We start from the raw sequence: 21,559 nt of genomic DNA, 5'->3' as shown, positions 1-21,559 counted from the left end.
GGACTCAGGCCTGCTCGGAGAGCAGCTTGCCGTCAGCCGTGGTGAAGCCCTGCTTGAAGGCGTCGATCGCGGTGGTCAGCGCGTCGATGGTGCCGTCCTCCAGCTTGGAGGTCTCGACGATGCCGGCCAGCAGGTTCTTGTGCTGCAGGCGCAGGTGGTCCAGGAACTCGCGCTCGAAGCGGCGGATCTCCGCGACCGGGACGTCGTCCAGCTTGCCGGTGGTACCGGCCCAGATGGAGACGACCTGCTCCTCGACCGGGAACGGCTGGTACTGGCCCTGCTTGAGCAGCTCGACCATGCGCGCACCGCGCTCCAGCTGGGCCTTGGAGGCCGCGTCCAGGTCGGAACCGAAGGCGGCGAACGCCTCCAGCTCACGGTACTGGGCGAGGTCCAGGCGCAGACGGCCGGCGACCGACTTCATGGCCTTGATCTGGGCCGAACCACCGACGCGGGAGACCGAGATACCGACGTTCACGGCCGGGCGGATGCCGGCGTTGAACAGGTCGGACTCCAGGAAGCACTGGCCGTCGGTGATCGAGATGACGTTGGTCGGGATGTACGCCGAGACGTCGTTGGCCTTGGTCTCGATGATCGGCAGACCGGTCATCGAGCCGGCGCCCAGCTCGTCGGAGAGCTTCGCGCAGCGCTCCAGCAGGCGGGAGTGCAGGTAGAAGACGTCACCCGGGTAGGCCTCGCGGCCCGGCGGACGACGGAGCAGCAGCGACACGGAGCGGTACGCCTCGGCCTGCTTCGACAGGTCGTCGAAGATGATGAGGACGTGCTTGCCGTCGTACATCCACTCCTGGCCGATGGCCGAACCGGTGTACGGGGCGAGGTACTTGAAGCCGGCCGGGTCGGAGGCGGGAGCAGCCACGATGGTGGTGTACTCCAGCGCGCCGGCCTCCTCCAGGGCGCCACGGACGGACGCGATGGTGGAGCCCTTCTGGCCCACGGCGACGTAGATGCAGCGGACCTGCTTCTTCGGGTCGCCCGAGCGCCAGTTGTCGCGCTGGTTGATGATCGTGTCGATCGCCACCGCGGTCTTGCCGGTCTGGCGGTCGCCGATGATCAGCTGACGCTGGCCGCGGCCGATCGGGGTCATCGCGTCGATGGCCTTGATACCGGTCTGCATCGGCTCGTGGACCGACTTGCGGACCATGACGCCGGGGGCCTGCAGCTCCAGGGCGCGACGGCCGGTGGAGGCGATGTCGCCCAGACCGTCGATCGCGTTGCCCAGCGGGTCCACGACGCGGCCGAGGTAGCCGTCGCCGACCGGCACGGAGAGGACCTCGCCGGTGCGCCGCACCGTCTGACCCTCCTCGATGCCGCCGAACTCACCGAGGATGACGACACCGATCTCACGGGTGTCGAGGTTCAGCGCGAGGCCGAGCGTGCCGTCCTCGAACTTCAGCAGCTCGTTCGCCATGACCGAGGGCAGACCCTCGACATGCGCGATACCGTCCGCCGCGTCAGTGACCGTGCCGACCTCTTCACGCGAGGCGGCGTCCGGCTGGTACGACTGGACAAAGTCGGCCAGCGCGTCCCGGATTTCCTCCGGACGGATCGTAAGCTCCGCCATCAGGCTTCCCTGCTCTCCTAGTTTGCGATCCTCGGCCCGCCATTGAGGGCCGCAAGTATTCGACTCTCGGCCGGGTCTCTCGAACCGGCCGTACGATTTGCCGGCTCCGGTGGAGCCGGTTCCCGACCGAGGGTCGGATGTGCTTCGGTGCTCAGCCTTCGAGCGACTGGCGAGCGCCTTCGAGGCGGCTCGACACGGTGCCGTCGATGATCTCGTCACCGATCTGGACCCGGACACCGCCGACGACCGCGGGGTCGACATCGATGTTCAGGTGCACACGGCGGCTGTACAGCCGGCCGAGAGCACCCTCCAGGCGCTCCTTCTGGCCGTCCGACAGCGGCACCGCGGTGGTGACCAGGGCCACCACACGCCCGCGGCGTGCGGCGGCGAGCTTCGAGTAGGACTCCAGGCCCTGCTCAAGGCTACGGCCACGCGGGTTGTTCACCAGGGCGGTGACCAGCCGGACGCTGCCCGGGTTGGTGCGACCGCCGAGCAGCTTCTTGATCAGCTCGGCCTTGGCGACGGCACCGGCCTTGGGCTCGGTCAGGCCGGCGCGCAGCTCCTGCGAGCCGCTCACCACCCGTCCGAACCGGAACAGCTCGTCCTCGACGTCGTCCAGGGCACCGGCCTTGTCGGCGGCGATGACCTCGGCGTACGCGGCCAGCTCCTCGACACCGTCGACCAGGTCGCGCGAGCCCGACCAGCGGGAGCGGACCAGGCCGGAGACCAGGTCGAGGGTCTCGCCGGAGACCTGACCGGTCAGCAGCGAGGAGACCAGCTGAGCCTTGTCCTGACCGGACCGGGACGGGTCGGTCAGGACGCGGCGCAGCGACACCTCACGGTCCAGGAGGACCGTGACGGCGGTGAGCTCCTCGGCCACCTTGACCGCGTCCACCGAGGTGGAGTCGGTCAGGGCTTCGAGGTTCTGCCGCCCGGCGGCGAGCGCCTCGCGGCTAGCGCCGATCACTTGGCCGCACCCTGAGCAACGGCGGCCTTGGCCTCCAGCTCGTCCAGGAAGCGGTCAATCACGCCGCTCTGCCGGGCGTGGTCCTCCAGGGACTCACCCACGATGCGGGAGGCCAGCTGCGAAGCGAGCGAACCCACGTCCTGGCGCAGGGCGGCAGTCGCCTGCTTCTTGTCGGCCTCGATCTGGGCGTGACCGGCGGCGACGATGGCCTCGCGCTGACGCTGGCCCTCCTCGCGCATCTCGGTGAGCTGGGCAGCGCCCTGCTCACGGGACTGCTCGACGATGCGGGCAGCCTCGTGACGCGCCTCGGCGAGCTCGGCGCGGTACTGCTCAAGCAGGGCCTGAGCCTCAGCCTGAGCGGCCTCGGCGCGCTCCATACCGCCCTCGATCGCATCCCGGCGCTCCGACAGCACCTTCTCGATGCTGGGGAGGAGCTTCTTGCCGAGGATCCCGAAGACGATGAAGAAGCAGAGCAGGCCGATGATGATCTCGGGCCATGCGGGGAGGAGGGGATTCATGATCTCCCCCTCTTCCGCGAGGTGAGCCACGATGCTCATATCTGGACCTTCCTCGAAGGGTCTACGGCGGGGGTTACTTGGGGCCCTGGCCGAAGACGAACGGCATGACGATGCCGATGAGGGCGAGCGCCTCGGTCAGCGCGAAGCCGATGAACATGTTGGAACGGATCAGGCCGGCGGCCTCGGGCTGGCGGGCCATGGCCTGCACGCCGTTACCGAAGATCAGACCGACGCCGATGCCGGGGCCGATCGCGGCGAGGCCGTAACCGATCGAAGCGACGGAACCGTAGACGCCGACCTCAGCGAGCATGCTCATTGCAGTGTGTCCTTTGCGGGGATGGTGTACCGGTGGTGATTGGCCACCGGGCGTTCCGGGAGTGGTTCAGGAGGGCCGAGGCCCCTGGCTCAGTGCGCCTCTTCGAGGGCACCGGCGATGTAGCTGCTGGCCAGCATCACGAAGATGTAGGCCTGCAGGAACTGGACCAGCAGCTCGAAGGCGGTCAGGCCGATGGCGACGATGAACGACGCCGAGCCGTAGAGCGCGCCCAGGGTCGGGCTGAGCAGGTACCAGGAGGCGATGGAGAACATCACGATCAGCAGGTGGCCGGCGAACATGTTCGCGAAGGCTCGGACCGCGAGCGTGAACGGACGCACGAAGATGTTCGAGAAGAACTCGATCGGCACCAGGATGAACATGACCCAGCCGGGAATGCCCGAGGGCCAGCAGAGGTTCTTCAGACCGCCGACGAAGCCGTGCTTCTTGAAAGTCAGCGTCATGTAGGTGACCCAGACGACGGCCGCGAGGCCGGCCGGGAACGCGATCGCCGCCGTCACCGGGAACTGGGCGAACGGGATGACCGACATGATGTTCATCAACCAGACGAAGAAGAACATCGAGACGAGCATCGGGACGTACTTCTCGCCCTTCTTGCCGATCGTCTCCAGCACGATGGACCGCTTGACGAAGTCGTAGCCGATCTCACCGACCAGCTGCAGCTTGCCGGGCACGAGGCGCGGCTTCGCGAAGGCGGCCCAGAAGAAGACGACGACCAGCAGCGAGACGATGATCGACAGCAGCATCGGCTTGTTGAACTCGACGCTGCCGATCGAGAAGATCGGCTCGAACTGGAACTCGTTCAGACCCGGGGCCGGGAAGCCGCAGCCAGCGTCCCCGAAGTGGCAACTGCCTGAGGCGAGGGACGTGAGTTCAGCACTCACCACGGACTCCTTCGTCGTGACGCATGGTTACGGCAACCTCGGTGTGTCGGCGTGGCCTGCGGCCACGGTGCGGCACTGGAACTTGATGGGTTTCTCGCCGACCCCGCGCGGAAGTGTTCTGCACCGCAGCGGGATCATCGAAGACTGCAAGGATCCGGGGGGCGATCCGTCCATCGTGCGGACAGACCTGGCCTCTTCCCGTACTCCGTTGTTGCGACGGACGATAGCAGCCCGTCAGGACGGCATAAACACCGCCCCCCTCGTTGGGGGGACAGTTGGGCCTCGTCACTGTTGACGCCCCGAGTCGGAAGGCTTGTCGCCCTTGTTTTCGGAGGCGTCGGTGTCGACGTAGAAGGTCTTGGCCTTGAGCGCACCGCGCACCTGGAAGCCCGTCCAGATCAGGGCGCAGCCCAGCAGCGTGAAGGCGAAGGCCTGCCGGTTGAAGAGCTCGGTGTTCTTGAAGACCGCGAGCACGATGCCGACCAGCAGGATCTGGGTGGTGTAGACCAGGAGCCCGGCAGCCATCATGATCTGCGGGTTCGACCTGGTCAGCCGGTCGAGCGCGACCTGGCCGAAGCTGAAGAAGGCCATCACCAACAGCGCTCCGAAGAGGGCGCCGAGCGCACCCTTGCCACCCGCGACGGCAAAGGAGATCGCCATGGCGATGATCCCGGCGGCCGCAGTGGGGATCGCGGCGCCGCGGAGGATCCGCGCGTCGTTGGACGGCATGTCGGCAGCTCCGGCGGCATGTCGATGTGGCGGGGGGACGGGCACAGAACGTGGTGGGTGACACCGGACCGAGGGACCGCCGCGGGCCGGCCGCTCTGCGGCGAGCCCGTCGAGGGAGACCGACCGGGGACGGAAGTCCTCCACCTGTCAGGTCTTTCGGCGTGTTCTCGGTACTCGTGAACGGTATCACAAACTATTTGATGAGAGCTTTACCATGATTGTGTGGCACCTGTCACACTGACGGCCCAACCGTGCAGCCGTATGGGTGAACGGCCTTGACGGCGTGTCAGTTACGGCTTTCCTCCCGGTATTACCGGGCTCGGCCGCTGCCGTGACCGCTGCGGTGCCCCCGGCCGCCGACCGCCGAGGATCCCCCCTTGTCCACGCCGCCGAGCAGCTCCTTGTCCTTGGCGGACAGCTCGGCCATCGGCGCGGGGGCCGCGGCAGCGGCGGCGGCCGGGGCACCGCCCTCGACGGCCTGCGCGACGGCCCGGCCGGGGCCGCGGCGCCGGTAGCGCGGCGGCACGAAGGCCTGCACGGCCCGCGGCGCCCGCGGGCGGAAGCGCGGGGTGAGCAGCACCACCAGGCCGACCAGGCAGAGCCCGGCCAGCGTGAGCACGACCGTGCGGCCGGTGTTGGTGACCGAGAACGCGACGGTGCCGAAGGCGATCAGCGCGGCCCAGAAGTACATGATCAGGACGGCCCGGCTGTGCGAGTGGCCGACCTGGAGGAGCCGGTGGTGCAGGTGCCGCTTGTCGGCGGCGAACGGCGACTGGCCGGCCCAGGTGCGGCGGACCACCGCGAGCAGCAGGTCGGCCAGCGGCAGCGCGATGACGGTCAGCGGCAGCAGCAGCGGGATGTAGATCGGGACCAGGGCGTGCACGGTGGCGGTCTGCGAGCCGGTCTCGCTGGTGATGAGGTCCGGGTCGACGCGGCCGGTGATGGAGATCGCGGCGACGGCCAGCATCAGGCCGAGCATCATCGAGCCGGAGTCGCCCATGAAGATCCGGGCCGGGTGCAGGTTGTGCGCAAGGAAGCCCAGGCACATGCCGATCAGCAGCACGCTGAAGAGCACGGCGGGGGCGGCGTCGGTGATCGTGTAGCCGTACCAGAGGCGGTAGGAGTACAGGAAGAAGGCCATCGCGGCGATGCAGACCATGCCGCCGGCCAGGCCGTCCAGGCCGTCGATGAAGTTCACCGCGTTGACCATGACGACGACCATGGTCACCGAGATGACCATGCCCTGGGTGGGGCTCACCGCCACCGCGCCGACACCGGGCACCGGCAGGGTGATCACGGTGACCCCCTGCCAGACCATCACACCGGCGGCGATCATCTGACCGCCGAGCTTGACCAGGGCGTCCACGCCCCACTTGTCGTCGAGCACGCCGAGCAGCCACATGATCCCGGCACCGGAGAGCAGCGCGCGGATGTCGGTCCCCTGCGAGAACACCTTGCTGAGGTTGTCCAGCTGGGAGGCGACCAGGATGCCCGCGCAGAGGCCGCCGAACATGGCGATGCCGCCCAGTCGCGGTGTGGGCTCGCGGTGCACGTCACGGGCGCGGACCGGCGGCATCGCGCCGGCCGCGATCGCGAACTTCCGGACCGGGCCGGTCAGCAGGTAGGTGACGGCCGCCGTGCAGAACAGCACCAGCAGATACTCACGCACCACTGGCCTCCTGCGTCACTGTCCGACGGGTCGGTACCGAAGGTACTCCCGTGCCTGTCCGGGGTTCGAGGTGCGTCGCCACGGCACACACCTTATTGAGTCGGACGCCCGGCGCGTGCATCGCGGTTCGCCCTACCGGGTAGGAGCGTGCGACACCCCCGTGCCGGATGCGGCGAAGGCCCGCGCGATCTCACGGACCCGTGCGCCGATCCGGACGTCCGTGCCCCCGGCGAGCAGCCGTCCGATCAGCGCGGCGATCTCGGCCAGCTCGGCCTCCCCCATGCCCTGCGTGGTGACGGCGCCGGTGCCGAGCCGGATGCCGGAGGCCTCCGACGGGGGCGCGGAGTCGTACGGCAGCGCGCACTTGCCGAGCAGCAGCCCGGCGGCGGCGCAGCGCCGCTCGGCCTCGGCTCCGCTGACCCCGAGCGGCCGGACGTCGGCCGTCACCAGATGGGTGTCGGTCCCGCCGGTCGGCGGGCGCGCCCCCGCCTCCGCGAGCCCTGCCGCCAGTACCCGCGCCCCCGCCACCGTGCGGTGCGCGTAGGCCCGGTACTCGGGGGTGGCCGCCTCGGCGAGGGCGACCGCCTTGCCGGCCACCTCGTTCATCGCGGCACCGCCCTGCGTGAACGGGAAGACCGCCCGGTCGATCCGCTCGGCCAGCTCGGCGGTGGAGAGCAGCAGGCCGCCGCGCGGGCCGCGGAGCAGCTTGTGGGTGGCGGCCACGGTGACGTCCGCGTAGGGCACCGGGGAGGGTGCCACACCCGCCGCGATCAGACCGGTGGTCTGGGAGACGGAGGCGATCAGATACGCGTCCACCTCCTCGGCGATCTCTCGGAAGGCCGCCCAGTCCGGGTGCCGGGGGTGGGAGATCGAGCCGGCCACGATGGCCTTCGGCCGGTGTCGGCGGGCGAGTTCGCGGACCTGGTCGAGGTCGAGCAGGCCGTCCTGCTGACGCACCCCGTAGCCGATGAACTCGAACCAGCGGCCCGAGAAGTTGGCGCGCGAGCCGCAGCTGAGGTGGCCGCCGTGCTCCAGCGACATCGCCAGCACCACGTCACCCGGGCGCAGCAGCGCGGCGTACGTCGCCAGCATGGCCGACGTGGCCGAGCGCGGCTGGACGTTGGCGTGCGGGGCGGCGAACAGCTCGCGGGCCCGGTCGATCGCCAGCAGCTCGGCGGCGTCCGCCAGGGCGCAGCCGGTGTGGTGGCGCCGGCCGGGGTAGCCCTCGGCGTACTTGTCGATCAGCGGGCCGCCCAGGGCGGCCAGCACGGCCGGGCCGGTGAGGTTCTCCCCCGCCAGCAGCTGGATCGTCTCGGCGCGCCGCTCGGCCTCGGCGGCGAGCAGGTCGGCCAGCTGCGGGTCGGCCCGGCGCAGTGCTTCGGACGCCCACCGCCCGGTCGTCCGGGAGGAGCCGGTCGCGGCATCGGTGACGGTCATGGCGGAGCTCCCGGGCAGCGTCGGGCAGGTGTCTCCAGCGTAGGACCGGGTCCCGCGACCGGCCTGCCGACGCGGGAACGATGCACCCGGCCGGGCGCGCGCCCGCTCCGCCGCGGTGGCGGGAGGGGCGCCGCGACGCCGACCGCGGGCACCGGCGCCGCGGTCAGACGCGCGGCGCGGGCACCCCGGTGAGCGCGGTGACCACCGGGTCGACCGCGTGGAATATCTCCTCGCCGCAGTTGCGGAACATGCCGATCGGCGCACCGTACGGGTCGTGGACCTCGTCCGACTCCGGGCTGGCGGCGAGCAGCCAGCCCCGCAACGCGGCCGCGGACCGGACCAGGGCCCGGGCCCGCTCGGTGACGTCGGCGCCGCGGCGCGGGTCGGGCAGGGTGCCCGGGTCTATCGTCCGGACCAGGCGGGTGAACTCCTTCAGGGTGAAGGTGCGCAGCCCGGCCTCGTGGCCCATCGAGATCACCTGGGCGCGGTGGTCCAGGGTCGCGGTGAGCACCAGGTCCGCCTCGACCACGTGCTCGTCGAGCAGCTCGCGGCCGGCGAAGCCGCCGCTGTCGGCGCCGTACTCGTCCAGCACCGTGGCGGCGTGGTCCTCCATCGGCGCGCCCTCGTGGCCCCAGGTGCCGGCGCTCTCCACCAGGATCCGCCCGGCCACCCGGGGGCTGAGCCGGGTGTCCAGCTCACGCCGGGTGAGCCGCTCGGCGATCGGCGAGCGGCAGATGTTCCCGGTGCAGACGAACAGGATCCGGAAGTGGTCCAGCGGCCTGGGGCCCACGCTCAGGTACGGCGATATGCCGGGCCCGGCATGGAGGGAGGCGGTCGTCAACTGCCGGCCTCCAGGTCGGGGACGACCTCCCTCAGCTGCTCGGCGCTGATCGCGCCGGCCCGCAGCAGGACCGGGACCTTGCCCGTGACGTCGACGATGGAGGAGGCGGTGGCGTGATCGGCCCGGCCGCCGTCCAGGTAGACGGAGATGGCGTCACCGAGCTGCTGCTGGGCCTCGTCACAGGTGGCCGGGGACGGGCCGCCGGTCAGGTTGGCGCTGGAGACGGCGAGCGGGCCGGTGGTGTTCAGCAGCTCGATGGCGACCGGGTGCAGCGGCATCCGGACGGCGACCGTGCCGCGGGTCTCGCCGAGGTCCCAGCGCAGCGACGGCTGGTGCCGGGCGACCAGGGTGAGCCCGCCCGGCCAGAAGGCGTCCACGAGCTCCCAGGCCTGCTCGGAGAAGTCCGTGACGAGGCCGTGCAGGGTGGTCGGCGAACCCACCAGGACGGGCGAGGGCATGTTGCGGCCCCGGCCCTTGGCGGCCAGCAGCGCGGCGACGGCCTCCGGGGAGAAGGCGTCGGCACCGACCCCGTACAGGGTGTCGGTCGGCAACACGACGATCTCGCCGCGGCGGATGGCCGAAGCGGCCTCGCGCAGACCGGTGGCGCGGTCCCCGGCATCGGCACAGTCGTAGCGGCGGCTCATCGGTGCGGTCCCCTTCCGAGATGACTCATGACGGCGTTCACAGCACGGCCCCGCGCCCGGTGGTACTGCACCGGGTGCTCACGACGGGACCCTTCGGGTCGTCGTGCCGCGCTTGTCGTTCACCACGACGCCCCGCGGGCCGTCGTGCCGTGCCTGTCGTTCACAACGACGCCCTGCGGGCCGTCGTGAAGCGAGGCCGGTTGTTGAGGTCGCGGTGGTCGGCGGTGTCCGTCCAGCCGCGTTCCTCGTTGAAGATCCACGGCACCTGGCCGCCCTGCTGGTCGGCGTGCTCGATGACCACCGCGCCGCCCGGACGGAGCAGCCGCGCGGCCACCCGCTCGATGCCGCGGATGGTGTCCAGCCCGTCCTCGCCGGAGAACAGCGACATCTGCGGGTCGTGGTCACGGGCCTCGGGGGCGACGTACTCCCACTCGGTGAGCGGGATGTACGGCGGGTTGGAGATCACCAGGTCGAAGCGGCCGTCCCAGGAGCGGTCGTCCTCGAAGGCCCTGGTGGCGTCCCCCGCGTGCAGGGTGACCCGGGCCCGGTCGGAGCTGGCCTCGATGTTGCGCCGGGTGTAGTGCAGCGCGCCCTCGTCCAGCTCGAAGGCGTGCACGGTGGAGCGCGGCAGCTCCTGGGCGAGGGCGAGCGCGATGGCGCCCGAGCCGGAGCAGAGGTCGACCACCAGCGGTTCGGCGACGTCCATGTCGCGGACGGCGTCTATGGCCCACTCCACGACCGACTCGGTCTCCGGGCGGGGCACGAAGACCCCCGGGCCGACCTCCAGCTCCAGGTAGCGGAAGAACGCCCGGCCGGTGATGTGCTGCAGCGGTTCCCGCGCCTCCCGGCGCGAGACCGCCTCCCAGTACCGGGCGTCGAAGTCGGCGTCCTTGACTGTGTGCAGTTGGCTGCGCTTCACGTTGTGGACGTGCGCGGCGAGTTCCTCCGCGTCGAAGCGCGGCGACGGCACGCCGGCCGCGGCCAACCGCTGGGTGGCCTGGGCCACCTCGGCAAGCAGCAGGTTCACGAACGACCTCTTGTTTCTGCGCTGCGGCTTCTCTGGTGCGTTCCGGCCCGGACGCCGGTGTCAGTTCTGCTGGGCCGCGGCGAGCTTGGCCGCGGCGTCCGTGTCCACGCAGGACTGGATCACCGCGTTCAGCTCGCCGTCCAGGACCTGGTCCAGGTTGTAGGACTTGAAGCCCGTGCGGTGGTCCGAGATGCGGTTCTCGGGGTAGTTGTAGGTGCGGATCCGCTCGGAGCGGTCCACCGTGCGGACCTGGCTGCGCCGGGCGTCCGAGGCCTCCCGCTCGGCCTCCTCCTGCGCGGCGGCCAGCAGCCGCGAACGCAGGATGCGCATCGCCTGCTCCTTGTTCTGCAGCTGGCTCTTCTCGTTCTGGCAGGAGGCCACGATACCGGTCGGGACGTGGGTGATCCGGACCGCGGAGTCGGTGGTGTTGACCGACTGGCCGCCGGGGCCGGACGAGCGGTAGACGTCGATCCGCAGGTCGTTGGCGAGGATCTCGACCTCGACCTCCTCCGCCTCGGGGGTGACCAGCACGCCCGCCGCGGAGGTGTGGATGCGGCCCTGCGACTCGGTGGCGGGGACGCGCTGCACCCGGTGGACGCCGCCCTCGTACTTCAGCTTGGCCCAGACGCCCTGGCCGGGCTCGCCGCCGCCCTTGGTCTTCACGGCCACCGAGACGTCCTTGTAGCCGCCGAGGTCGGACTCGTTGGCGTCGATGATCTCGGTCTTCCAGCCGATCCGCTCGGCGAAGCGCAGGTACATCCGGAGCAGGTCGCCGGCGAACAGCGCCGACTCCTCGCCGCCCTCACCCGCCTTGATCTCCAGGATGACGTCCTTCTCGTCGTTGGGGTCGCGCGGCACGAGCAGCAGCCGAAGCTCCTCGGTCAGCTCCTCACGGCGGGCCTCGGAGTCCTTCACCTCGGCGAGGAACTCCGGCTCTTCGGCGGCGAGTTCACGCGCGGCCTCGATGTCCTCGCCGGCCTGGCGCCAGGCGCGGTACACCCGGGTGATCGGGGTCAGCTCGGCGTACCGCTTGGCGAGCTTGCGCGCGTTGGCCTGATCGGCGTGGACGGTCGGGTCGGCCAGCCTCGTTTCGAGGTCGGCGTGCTCGACGAGGAGCTCTTCGACTGCCTCGAACATGAAGGGGCCTTCTTCCCTGAGATCCGTTGGAGAGGTGACGCGGACGCGCCGTGGGACGCGAACGGCGCCGGTCTCCAGCGCCCCCGGAACGAGTACGGGGGCACCGGAGGCCGGCGCCGAGGGAGCGCTAGGCCTTCGCGCTGTGCTGCTTGCCGAAGCGGGCCTCGAAACGGGCCACGCGGCCACCGGTGTCGAGGATCTTCTGCTTGCCGGTGTAGAACGGGTGGCACTGCGAGCAGACCTCGGCGCGGATCTCGCCACTGGTCTCGGTCGAGCGGGTGGTGAACTCGCTGCCGCAGGTGCAGGTCACACGGGTGACCACGTACTCGGGGTGAACGTTGGGCTTCAAGGGGTTCTCCTAGTGTTCGGGAGGGCACCGGGTCGGCGGCTTGAATGCCGCACGTGAACCGGGACCGACGGACCAGTCTGCCAGGACCGGCCGCATCTTCCCAAACCGGGTCGCGATCCGGGATATTCCGGACCGTTCCGCCGGGCCGGCCGGACCGGGCCGGGGGCCGGTGCTAGCGCCTCGGGGAGGGACTCTCCGCCGCGCCGGCCGCCGGCTTGGCGGAGGCCTTGGCGGAGGCCCTGGGGGACGCCGTGGGGGCCGCGGGGGTCGTCTGGGCCGGGTTCTGCGGCTGCTCCGCCAGCACCGCCCGCGGGAGCGGCGCGTCGGCCTTCAGGGCCGCCCAGAGCTGGTCCGCCTGGGGCTGCTGGGCGACCACGCGGTTGGCGTCGCCGGGCGCCGTCACGACCGGCAGGGTGACCATCGTGAGCTGGTCCGGGCCGATCCCCTTGAGTTCCTCGGCCAGCCCCACCAGGGAGTTCACCGAGGCCAGCGCCGAGTCGGTGGTCACGCTGCGGGTCAGGGTGTCGCCGACCGACCAGAGTTTGACCGGGTTGCCGAACAGCCCGATCCCGCCGGCCTGTCCGAGCAGCGACTTCACCATCTGCTTCTGCAGCTCGATCCGGCCGAGGTCGCTGCCGTCGCCGACGCCGTGCCGGGTCCGCACGAAGGCCAGCGCCTGCTCCCCGTCGAGGTGGTGCTCACCGGCCGCGAGGTCCAGCCCGCTGTCCTTGTCGTGGATGGGGACGGTGGTGGTCACGGTGGCCCCGCCGAGCGCGTCCACCACCCGGGCGAAGCCGGCGAAGTCGATCTCGACGTAGTGGTCCATCCGCAACCCGGTGAACTGCTCGGTGGTCTTGACCGCGCACGCGGCGCCACCGGTCTCGTACGCGCTGTTGAACATCGCACGCTTGACCCCCGGGACGACCTTGCCGCCGCCGTCCGTGCAGTCGGGGCGGGCGACCAGGGTGTCCCGGGGTATGGAGACCACCTCGGCCCGTGAGTGGCCCTGGTCGACGTGCACCACCATCGCGGTGTCCGAGCGGGCGGTGTCGCCGGTGTCCCCACCGGCCAGGGCGCCGTTCCCGCCGGCCCGCGAATCCGAGCCCAGGACGAGGATGTTGAAGGAGCCGTCGGTGGCGGCCGGCGGCCGGGCCGAGCCCAGCCGGGCGTCGATGTCGACGCTCTTGATGTTGCCGTCGAGCTTGAGGTACGCGTAACCGGCCGCACCGGCGCCGAGGACGACGAGCGCGGCGAACGCACACGCGGCCACGCGCAGGATCCTGCGGCGGCGGCTCGGAACCCTCTTGTGGTCGGCCATACGATCCAGAGTAAATCGGACAACATGATCCAAAGGGCTCCAAATGTCCCAACTCTGGAACAAGCACAGAACCCTGGCCCGCTCGCGCGGACCAGGGTTCTGTGCTCACAAGCCGTTCCGGTGCGGTCAGTCGCCGGACCCGGGGGTCGTCTTGGCGATCTGCATCAGGAACTCGGCGTTGCTCTTGGTCTGCTTCATCTTGTCCAGCAGCAGCTCGATCGCCTGCTGCGAGTCGAGCGCGTGCAGCACCCGGCGGAGCTTCCAGACGATGGCCAACTCCTCGCTGCCCAGCAGGATCTCCTCCTTGCGGGTGCTGGAGGCGTCGACGTCGACGGCCGGGAAGATGCGCTTGTCCGAGAGCTTCCGGTCGAGCTTCAGCTCCATGTTGCCGGTGCCCTTGAACTCCTCGAAGATGACCTCGTCCATCCGCGAGCCGGTCTCGACCAGCGCGGTGGCCAGGATCGTCAGCGAGCCGCCGTTCTCGATGTTGCGCGCCGCGCCGAAGAACTTCTTCGGCGGGTACAGCGCGGTCGAGTCGACACCACCGGACAGGATGCGGCCGGAGGCCGGCGCCGCCAGGTTGTAGGCGCGGCCGAGACGGGTGATCGAGTCCAGCAGGATCACCACGTCGTGGCCCAGCTCCACCAGACGCTTGGCGCGCTCGATGGCGAGCTCGGCGACGGTGGTGTGGTCCTCGGCCGGGCGGTCGAAGGTCGAGGAGATGACCTCGCCCTTCACCGACCGCTGCATGTCGGTGACCTCTTCCGGACGCTCGTCCACCAGGACGACCATCAGGTGGCACTCGGGGTTGTTGTGGGTGATCGCGTTGGCGACCGCCTGCAGCACCATCGTCTTACCGGTCTTCGGCGGCGCGACGATCAGACCGCGCTGGCCCTTGCCGATCGGCGACACCAGGTCGATGATCCGGGTGGTCAGCACGCCCGGGTCGGTCTCCAGGCGCAGCCGGTCCTGCGGGTAGAGCGGGGTCAGCTTGTTGAACTCGGGGCGGCCGCGGCCGCTCTCCGGGTCCATGCCGTTGACGGAGTCCAGCCGCACCATGGCGTTGAACTTCTCGCGGCGCTCGCCGTCGCGCGGCTGGCGCACCGCGCCGGTGATGGCGTCACCCTTGCGCAGGCCGTTCTTGCGGACCTGGGCGAGCGAGACGTAGACGTCGTTCTGGCCCGGCAGGTAGCCGGAGGTCCGCACGAACGCGTAGTTGTCGAGGATGTCGAGGATGCCCGCGACCGGGATCAGCACATCGTCGTCGCCGACCTGCGGCTCGGCGGGGCCGACCTCGAAGCCCTCGCGGCGGGTGCCGCGGCCCCGGCGGTCACGGTAGCGACCGCGACGCCCACGACGGCCGTCGCCGAACTCGTCGTCGTCGTAGCCGCCCTGCTGCGCCTGCGGCTGGGTCTGCTGGCCACCGCTCTGGCGGCTGGGCTGGGCCTCGGCCTGGCCACCCTGCTGCTGGCCCTGGGCACCCTGACCTTGGCCCTGACCGCCCTGGCGGTCGGCACGGTCCCGGCGGTTGCGGCGGTCACGGCGCGACTCGCGCGAGTCGCCGTCCTGACCGGCCTGGGCGTCGCCGCCCTCCTGGCGGCCCTCGCGCTCGCCGCCCTCGCGGCGGTCGCGACGGTCCCGGCGGTCGCGGCGGGTCTCGGTGCGACCCTCCTCGCGACCCTCGAAGCCGCGGGTCTCGGCCGGGCGGGCCTCGGCCTGCTTGGCCTCGGTGACGACCGCGGCGGGCGCCTCGGCGACGGCGTCGGCGGTGGGCGCGCCGGCGGCCGAGGTGGCCCGGCGACGGGTGCGCTCGGCACGGGCCGGCGCGGCGGTCTCGGCGGCGGCCTGGACCGGGATGTCGATCTGGGCCTGCTCGTCGACGGCCGGGGCCGCGGCCTGGGCGGCCTTGGTCCGGCGGGCGGGCTTCTCCGCCGGCTCGGTGGCGTCCGCCTTGGCGGCGGTGCGCTTGGCGGCCGGCGCGGCGGCGGGCGCGGCACCGGCGGCGAGCAGCGGGTCCCCGCCGCTCTTCTCCTTGATGGCCTCGATCAGCTGGCTCTTGCGCAGGCGTCCCGTGCCGCTGATACCGAGCGTCGAGGCGAGCTTCTGCAGCTCGGCCAGGACGAGGCCGTCCAGGCCCGCGGCGGCGGTGCGACGGCGCCGGGCCGGGGCCGCGGGGGCGGCGGCTGCGTCCGACGCCTCGGCGTCCGGGCGCGCGCCCATCAGATCGGTGGTGTCGCTCACTAAGGGTCCTTCCCTGGAGCGGACGTCGGCCTGTCTGGCTCGGCGACCGGTTGTGCTGTCCTGACCAACGCTCGACTGCGTCGGTCCGAGGCGGTGATCCCCCGGATGGCGGTAGCCAGTCGGGAGAGAGCTGCGAGGTGCGGTGCGTGAAGCACGGTGGTGCTGACTGGCGCGGTGGGACGGTCGCGTGCCGACCCTCCCCCAGCCGGCCTCGGCCGGGTGGTACCCCCACGCTGCCTGCGAATCCCGGGCCCCCGTCGCGTGACGGTGGCCCGTGCTCCGCCCGTCGTTACCTCAAGGTGGGAGGCCGCGGGTGGGAGTCAGGTGCCGTCACGGCTTCGGGATGCGGCCGCAAGTCGCGCAGGCAGGCTGCGTACGCGCTGCGGTGGGCTCCCGGAGAATCGTCGCCCCGGATATCGCCGGGACTCCGCCTGGGCGGAGTGCTGGGATCGGGACGCGGCGCACCGAGCCCCGGAGGGCACCTGGTGCAGCAATGAGGTTAACACTACCGACCCCCTCAGACATTCCCCAGCCTTGCGCTTGCCAATCGTGTCCGGACGGCCCGGCCCCGGTGGGCCCGGATCCGGGCCCACCGGACCGGCGCTCAGACGTCGAGCGGGAGCACCGACGCCCCGGTCCGGTCGAGCTCCAGGCGGTGCGCGGCGAAGACCGGACCGCCCTGACCGGCGTCGTCGGCGAAGGCCAGGACCTTGTCGGCACCGGCCTCGTCGGTGAGCGCGAGGACGGTCGGACCGGCCCCGGAGATCACCGCGGGGATGCCCTCCGCGCGCAGCGCGCCCACCAGCGCGGCGCTGTCCGGCATCGCGGAGGCCCGGTAGTCCTGGTGCAGCCGGTCCTCGGTGGCGGCGAGCAGCAACTCGGGCCGACGGGTCAGCGCCTCGACCAGCAGCGCGGCGCGGCCCGCGTTGACGGCGGCGTCGGCCAGCGGCACGGTCCGGGGCAGCAGGCCGCGGGCGGTCTCGGTGAGCACCTCGGTGGCCGGAACGAAGACCACCGGGACGACCCGCTCGGACGGCTCCAGGGTGACGGCCTTGGCGGACTCCTCGTCCGTCCAGGCCACCGTGAAGTTGCCGCGCAGGCAGGCCGCGACGTTGTCGGGGTGGCCCTCCAGCTCGGAGGCGAGGGCCAGCAGCGCCTCGTCGTCCAACGCGGACGGGCCGCCGATGGTGACGGCGCGGGCGGCCACGATGCCGGCGCAGATCGCGGCGGACGAGGAGCCCAGGCCGCGGCCGTGCGGTATCCGGTTGGCGCACACCACTTCGAGGCCGCGCGGCTGGCCGCCGAGCCGGTCGAAGGCGGCGCGCATCGCGCGGACCACCAGGTGGCGCTCGTCGCGGGCGAGTGTCTCGGCCCCCTCGCCGGCGATGTCGACGGAGAGCCCGGAGTCGGCGACCCTGACGACCACGTCGTCGTACAGACCCAGGGCGAGTCCGAAGGCGTCGAAGCCCGGGCCGAGGTTGGCGCTGGTCGCGGGAACCCGGACCCGGACGGCGGCGGCACGGAACGCGGGACCGGCCATGCGGTGGACTCTCCTGGGGAAATCGGGCGGCGCGAAGCGCGTCGGTGCGAGGGTGGGAGTGGGGCCGCGGGCCCCGATCGGGGGTGGGCGGTCACAGTCGTCGGCGCGACCCGTGGACGGGTCGGACCCGGGGCATGTGCCACACGGCCGAACCCAGAGTATCGAAGAGAGGTTCCACAGTGGTACACCCCGTGGGCCTTCGATCTGGTGTGTTGCCGGTTCTGGCCGGAATGCATGCCGGAATCGCATCGGAATGAGCGCCGGAATTGACACAAAAGTGTCAGTGGAGAACGGACACGGGCCGACCCCCGAAAGGGTCGGCCCGGGGGGCGGAATCCGGTCAGTCGAGCAGACCGAGACGCTGGGCCGCGGCCTCGGCGTCGATCGGGACGACCTGCGGCTGCGGCGCGCCGGCCACCGCCCAGTCCGGGTCCTTGAGGCCGTTGCCGGTCACCGTGCAGACGATCCGCTGGCCCGGGTCGACCAGGCCGGCCTCCGCCTTGGCCAGCAGACCGGCCACCGAGGCGGCCGAGGCGGGCTCCACGAAGACGCCCTCCTGCGCGGCCAACAGCCGGTAGGCGGAGAGGATCTGACGGTCCGTCACCTTGTCGATGAGGCCGCCCGACTCGTCCCGCGCGGCGAGCGCGAAGTCCCAGGAGGCGGGGTTGCCGATCCGGATCGCGGTGGCGATGGTCTGCGGCTTGAGCACCGGGGCGCCGTCGACGATCGGGGCCGATCCGGCGGCCTGGAAGCCCCACATCCGCGGCGTCCGGGCGGCCAGGCCGTCCGTGGCGTACTCGCGGTAGCCCTTCCAGTACGCGGTGATGTTGCCCGCGTTGCCGACCGGGAGGACATGGATGTCCGGCGCGTCGCCGAGCATGTCCACGATCTCGAAGGCGGCGGTCTTCTGGCCCTCGATCCGCACCGGGTTCACCGAGTTGACCAGCGCCACCGGGTACTTCTCGGACAGTTCACGCGCAAGAGTGAGGCAGTCGTCGAAGTTCCCGTCCACCTGAAGGATCTTGGCGCCGTGGACCAGGGCCTGGCCCATCTTGCCGAGCGCGATCTTGCCCTGCGGCACCAGCACCGCCGACACCATCCCGGCCCGCACCGCGTAGGCGGCGGCGGAGGCCGAGGTGTTGCCGGTGGAGGCGCAGATGACGGCCTGGGCGCCGTCCTCCTTCGCCTTGGAGATGGCCATCGTCATACCGCGGTCCTTGAAGGACCCGGTGGGGTTGGCACCCTCGACCTTGAGGTAGACCTCGCAGCCGGTGCGCTCGGAGAGCACTTGGGCGGGCACCAGCGGCGTACCGCCCTCCAGCAGGGTGACCACGGGTGTGGCGTCACTGACCGGCAGGCGGTCCCGGTACTCCTCGATCAGCCCGCGCCACTGGTGGGTGTGCGCGCCTCTGGCGATCACGGCGTTCATGGCTGTCCCTACTCCCCTTCGACCCGCATGATGCTGGCCACGTCCCGCACGCTGTCCAGCGCGCGGAGCTTGTCGACCGTCGCCGACAGCGCGGCGTCGGTGGCACGGTGGGTGACCACGACGAGCGAGGCGTCGCCGTCGCGGCCCTGCTGGCGCACGGTGTCGATGGAGACCCCGTGCTCGGCGAAGACGGACGCCACCTGGGCGAGCACGCCCGCGCGGTCGTCCACGTCCAGGCTGACGTGGTACCGGGTGACGACCTCGTCCATCGGCTTGGCCGGCAGCCGGGTGTACACCGAGTCACCGGGGCCGGTGGCGCCGGTGAGCTTGTTGCGACAGACCGCGACCAGGTCGCCGAGGACCGCCGAGGCGGTCGGCGCGCCGCCCGCGCCCGGGCCGTAGAACATCAGCCGGCCGGCCGCCTCGGCCTCCACGAACACCGCGTTGTACGCCTCGCGGACGGAGGCCAGCGGGTGCGACAGCGGAATCATCGCCGGGTGCACCCGGGCGGTGACGGACGCGCCGTCCGCCGCCCGCTCGCAGATCGCCAGCAACTTGACGACACAGCCCATCTCCTTGGCGGAGGCGATGTCGGCGGCGGTCACCTCGGTCAGGCCCTCGCGGTAGACGTCCGCCGCGGTGACCTTGGTGTGGAACGCGATGCCGGCCAGGATCGCGGCCTTGGCGGCGGCGTCGAAGCCCTCCACATCGGCCGTCGGGTCCGCCTCGGCGTAACCGAGCGCGGTGGCCTCCTCCAGCGCCTCCGAGTAGCCGGCGCCGGTGCTGTCCATCTTGTCGAGGATGAAGTTGGTGGTGCCGTTGACGATCCCGAGCACCCGGTTGACCTTGTCACCGGCCAGGGACTCGCGCAGCGGACGGATCAGCGGGATCGCGCCGGCCACCGCGGCCTCGTAGTACAGGTCCACCCCGGCCTCGGCGGCCGCGGCGTGCAGCTCCGTGCCGTCCTGGGCGAGCAGCGCCTTGTTGGCGCTGACCACCGAGGCGCCGTTGCGCAACGCCGACAGGATGAGGTGTTTGGACGGCTCGATGCCGCCCACCACCTCGATCACCACGTCGATGTCGTCCCGGGTGACCAGGGCCTCGGCATCGGTGGTGATCAGGTGCTCGGGCACGCCCGGGCGCACCCGCCCGGCCCGGCGGACCGCGATGCCGGCGAGCTCGACCGGCGCGCCGATGCGCGCGGCGAGGTCGGCGGCGTCTGTCGTCATGATGCGCGCCACCTCGGAGCCCACCACACCACAGCCCAGCAACGCCACCTTCAGCGGCCGCGTACGCATCATCCGACTCCGCTCTCATTCTTCGTGCTTCGGTTTTCCGGCGGGTATTTCGGGGATCCGCCGGAACTTCGGTCTGTACCAGTCTCCGGGACTTTCCGTACGGATCTACGGTCGTTCCATGATCTGAGACAAGAATTTCGTCATCCGATATCGAGACGCAGGAGATCCTCCTCCGTCTCGCGCCGGACGATCACCCGGGCCGAGCCGTCCTTGACGGCCAGCACGGGGGGCTTCAGGGCGTGGTTGTAGTTGCTCGCCATCGAGCGGCAGTACGCGCCGGTGGCGGGCACCGCGATCAGGTCGCCCGGGACCAGGTCGGCCGGCAGGAAGGCGTCCCGGACGACGATGTCGCCGGACTCGCAGTGCTTGCCGACCACCCGGACCAGCATCGGCTCGGCGTCGCTGTCGCGCGACACCAGGGCCACCGAGTACTCCGCGTCGTAGAGCGCGGTGCGGATGTTGTCGGACATGCCGCCGTCCACGCTGACATAGGTGCGCAGACCCTCCAGCGGCTTGACCGTGCCCACCTCGTACAGCGTGAAGGCGGTCGGGCCGACGATCGCGCGGCCGGGCTCGACCGAGAGCCGGGGGGCGCTCAGGTTCGCGGCGGCGCACTCGCGGCGGACGATCTCGGCCAGCGCGGCGGCGATCTCGGCCGGTTCGCGCGGGTCGTCCTCGCTGGTGTAGGCGATGCCGAGGCCGCCGCCGAGGTCGATCTCGGGCAGCTCGACGCCGTGCTCGTCACGGATCTCGGCGAGCAGGCCGACCACCCGGCGGGCGGCGACCTCGAAGCCCGCCGTGTCGAAGATCTGCGAGCCGATGTGCGAGTGGATGCCGCGCAGCTCCAGGCCGGGGTGGCCGAGCACCCGGCGGACCGCCTCGGCCGCCGCGCCGCCGTTCAACGAGAGGCCGAACTTCTGGTCCTCGTGGGCGGTCGCGATGAACTCGTGGGTGTGCGCCTCGACGCCGACCGTGATCCGGATCAGCACCGGCTGGCGCACGCCCTGGCGGCCGGCGATCGCGGCCAGCCGCTCGATCTCCTCGTAGGAGTCGAGCACGATGTGCCCGACACCGGTCTTCACCGCGTGTTCGAGCTCGTCCACGGTCTTGTTGTTGCCGTGCAGCGCGATCCGCTCCGGCGGCATCCCGGCGGCCAGCGCCACGGCCAGCTCACCGACGCTGCAGACGTCGAGGTTGAGGCCCTCCTCGTGCAGCCAGCGCACGACCGCCTTGGAGAGGAAGGCCTTGCCCGCGTAGTAGACGTCCGCGTCGGCGCCGAAGGCCTCGCGCCAGGCGCGGGCCCGGGCCCGGAAGTCGGCCTCGTCCATGACGTAGGCCGGGGTGCCGAACTCGGCGGCGAGCCGCTTGACGTCCAGGCCACCGACGGTGACCACGCCGTCGGCGCCGCGGGCGACGGTCCTGGACCAGACCTTGGGGTCGAGCGCGTTCAGGTCGCTCGGCGGCGCCTGGTAGTGGCCCTCGGGCAGCACGTCGCCGTGACGGGGGCCTGCGGGGTGTGCGGAGCGGCTCATCTCTGCTTACTTCCTTGGCTTATGGCGAGGGGCGGCGACGGTCCTCGTTGACCGTCCGCCGCCCCCGCTGTGCGCTTGGGGGTGGT

The 21,559-nt window shown here is 71.3% G+C and carries 19 protein-coding genes; all 19 read right to left on the bottom strand.

Going from position 1 to position 21,559, the window contains the following annotated elements:
• Positions 1-4: 4 nt before the first annotated feature.
• The 19 genes from atpA to lysA all read right to left on the bottom strand — a co-directional run bounded on the left by atpA (position 5) and on the right by lysA (position 21,473).
• Positions 5-1,579, bottom strand: coding sequence for a F0F1 ATP synthase subunit alpha (atpA, locus tag ACFXHB_RS23175; RefSeq protein ID WP_380576498.1), 1,575 nt, complete (start codon positions 1,577-1,579; stop codon positions 5-7).
• A gap of 151 nt (positions 1,580-1,730) precedes the next feature.
• The gene (locus ACFXHB_RS23170; RefSeq protein WP_380576497.1) at positions 1,731-2,546 is read right to left on the bottom strand and encodes a F0F1 ATP synthase subunit delta; all 816 of its coding nucleotides are present in this window, start codon (positions 2,544-2,546) and stop codon (positions 1,731-1,733) included.
• Positions 2,543-3,103 carry a F0F1 ATP synthase subunit B gene (locus ACFXHB_RS23165; protein WP_380576496.1) on the bottom strand — a complete coding sequence of 187 codons (561 nt, stop codon included), beginning with the start codon at positions 3,101-3,103 and terminating at the stop codon, positions 2,543-2,545. The genes ACFXHB_RS23170 and ACFXHB_RS23165 overlap by 4 nt, the downstream gene beginning before the upstream one ends.
• 34 nt (positions 3,104-3,137) lie before the next feature.
• Positions 3,138-3,380, bottom strand: a complete 243-nt coding sequence (atpE, locus tag ACFXHB_RS23160; protein WP_030302757.1) for an ATP synthase F0 subunit C — start codon at positions 3,378-3,380, stop codon at positions 3,138-3,140.
• A gap of 89 nt (positions 3,381-3,469) precedes the next feature.
• Positions 3,470-4,282, bottom strand: a complete 813-nt coding sequence (gene atpB / locus ACFXHB_RS23155) for a F0F1 ATP synthase subunit A (RefSeq protein ID WP_380576495.1) — start codon at positions 4,280-4,282, stop codon at positions 3,470-3,472.
• Positions 4,283-4,567: 285 nt separating this feature from the next.
• Positions 4,568-5,011, bottom strand: coding sequence for a hypothetical protein (locus ACFXHB_RS23150; RefSeq protein WP_380576494.1), 444 nt, complete (start codon positions 5,009-5,011; stop codon positions 4,568-4,570).
• Between the two features lie 310 nt (positions 5,012-5,321).
• Positions 5,322-6,680: an MraY family glycosyltransferase gene (locus ACFXHB_RS23145; RefSeq protein WP_380576493.1), complete on the bottom strand. Its 1,359-nt coding sequence runs from the start codon at positions 6,678-6,680 to the stop codon at positions 5,322-5,324.
• 132 nt (positions 6,681-6,812) lie between these two features.
• A complete protein-coding gene (gene glyA, locus ACFXHB_RS23140) occupies positions 6,813-8,117 on the bottom strand; it encodes a serine hydroxymethyltransferase (protein WP_380576492.1) in 1,305 nt (434 codons plus the stop codon).
• A 163-nt stretch (positions 8,118-8,280) separates the two neighbouring features.
• Positions 8,281-8,925: a protein-tyrosine-phosphatase gene (locus ACFXHB_RS23135; RefSeq protein ID WP_380576522.1), complete on the bottom strand. Its 645-nt coding sequence runs from the start codon at positions 8,923-8,925 to the stop codon at positions 8,281-8,283.
• 29 nt (positions 8,926-8,954) lie between these two features.
• Positions 8,955-9,602, bottom strand: coding sequence for an L-threonylcarbamoyladenylate synthase (locus tag ACFXHB_RS23130; RefSeq protein WP_380576491.1), 648 nt, complete (start codon positions 9,600-9,602; stop codon positions 8,955-8,957).
• A gap of 160 nt (positions 9,603-9,762) precedes the next feature.
• A complete protein-coding gene (prmC, locus tag ACFXHB_RS23125; protein ID WP_380576490.1) occupies positions 9,763-10,629 on the bottom strand; it encodes a peptide chain release factor N(5)-glutamine methyltransferase in 867 nt (288 codons plus the stop codon).
• A gap of 60 nt (positions 10,630-10,689) precedes the next feature.
• Positions 10,690-11,766, bottom strand: coding sequence for a peptide chain release factor 1 (gene prfA / locus ACFXHB_RS23120; RefSeq protein WP_380576489.1), 1,077 nt, complete (start codon positions 11,764-11,766; stop codon positions 10,690-10,692).
• Between the two features lie 127 nt (positions 11,767-11,893).
• Positions 11,894-12,115: a 50S ribosomal protein L31 gene (gene rpmE, locus ACFXHB_RS23115; protein WP_360639403.1), complete on the bottom strand. Its 222-nt coding sequence runs from the start codon at positions 12,113-12,115 to the stop codon at positions 11,894-11,896.
• 172 nt (positions 12,116-12,287) lie between these two features.
• Positions 12,288-13,433 carry an LCP family protein gene (locus ACFXHB_RS23110; RefSeq protein WP_380576488.1) on the bottom strand — a complete coding sequence of 382 codons (1,146 nt, stop codon included), beginning with the start codon at positions 13,431-13,433 and terminating at the stop codon, positions 12,288-12,290.
• 126 nt (positions 13,434-13,559) lie between these two features.
• A complete protein-coding gene (gene rho, locus ACFXHB_RS23105) occupies positions 13,560-15,674 on the bottom strand; it encodes a transcription termination factor Rho (protein WP_380576487.1) in 2,115 nt (704 codons plus the stop codon).
• Positions 15,675-16,278: 604 nt separating this feature from the next.
• On the bottom strand, positions 16,279-17,214 hold the full coding sequence (gene thrB / locus ACFXHB_RS23100) for a homoserine kinase (protein ID WP_380576486.1): 936 nt from the start codon (positions 17,212-17,214) through the stop codon (positions 16,279-16,281).
• 340 nt (positions 17,215-17,554) lie between these two features.
• Complete coding sequence (gene thrC, locus ACFXHB_RS23095; RefSeq protein ID WP_380576485.1) at positions 17,555-18,643, bottom strand: threonine synthase; 1,089 nt, start codon at positions 18,641-18,643, stop codon at positions 17,555-17,557.
• Between the two features lie 8 nt (positions 18,644-18,651).
• On the bottom strand, positions 18,652-19,944 hold the full coding sequence (locus ACFXHB_RS23090) for a homoserine dehydrogenase (RefSeq protein ID WP_380576484.1): 1,293 nt from the start codon (positions 19,942-19,944) through the stop codon (positions 18,652-18,654).
• Positions 19,945-20,081: 137 nt separating this feature from the next.
• A complete protein-coding gene (lysA, locus tag ACFXHB_RS23085; RefSeq protein ID WP_380576483.1) occupies positions 20,082-21,473 on the bottom strand; it encodes a diaminopimelate decarboxylase in 1,392 nt (463 codons plus the stop codon).
• Positions 21,474-21,559 lie beyond the last annotated feature (86 nt).

The organism is Kitasatospora sp. NPDC059327 (genome assembly GCF_042752535.1).
GTDB lineage: Bacteria > Actinomycetota > Actinomycetes > Streptomycetales > Streptomycetaceae > Kitasatospora.
The sequence above is the reverse complement of the archived record's forward strand: the minus strand, read 5'-3'. Positions and strand labels throughout refer to the sequence as shown.

Coding starts and splice junctions, on each gene's coding strand:
- glyA (WP_380576492.1), bottom strand. CDS start 8,117: ATGACCGTCACCGATGCCGCGACCGGCTCCTCCCGGACGACCGGGCGG.
- thrB (WP_380576486.1), bottom strand. CDS start 17,214: ATGGCCGGTCCCGCGTTCCGTGCCGCCGCCGTCCGGGTCCGGGTTCCC.
- ACFXHB_RS23110 (WP_380576488.1), bottom strand. CDS start 13,433: ATGGCCGACCACAAGAGGGTTCCGAGCCGCCGCCGCAGGATCCTGCGC.
- ACFXHB_RS23150 (WP_380576494.1), bottom strand. CDS start 5,011: ATGCCGTCCAACGACGCGCGGATCCTCCGCGGCGCCGCGATCCCCACT.
- ACFXHB_RS23130 (WP_380576491.1), bottom strand. CDS start 9,602: ATGAGCCGCCGCTACGACTGTGCCGATGCCGGGGACCGCGCCACCGGT.
- atpA (WP_380576498.1), bottom strand. CDS start 1,579: ATGGCGGAGCTTACGATCCGTCCGGAGGAAATCCGGGACGCGCTGGCC.
- ACFXHB_RS23090 (WP_380576484.1), bottom strand. CDS start 19,944: ATGATGCGTACGCGGCCGCTGAAGGTGGCGTTGCTGGGCTGTGGTGTG.
- lysA (WP_380576483.1), bottom strand. CDS start 21,473: ATGAGCCGCTCCGCACACCCCGCAGGCCCCCGTCACGGCGACGTGCTG.
- thrC (WP_380576485.1), bottom strand. CDS start 18,643: ATGAACGCCGTGATCGCCAGAGGCGCGCACACCCACCAGTGGCGCGGG.
- ACFXHB_RS23165 (WP_380576496.1), bottom strand. CDS start 3,103: ATGAGCATCGTGGCTCACCTCGCGGAAGAGGGGGAGATCATGAATCCC.
- atpE (WP_030302757.1), bottom strand. CDS start 3,380: ATGAGCATGCTCGCTGAGGTCGGCGTCTACGGTTCCGTCGCTTCGATC.
- prfA (WP_380576489.1), bottom strand. CDS start 11,766: ATGTTCGAGGCAGTCGAAGAGCTCCTCGTCGAGCACGCCGACCTCGAA.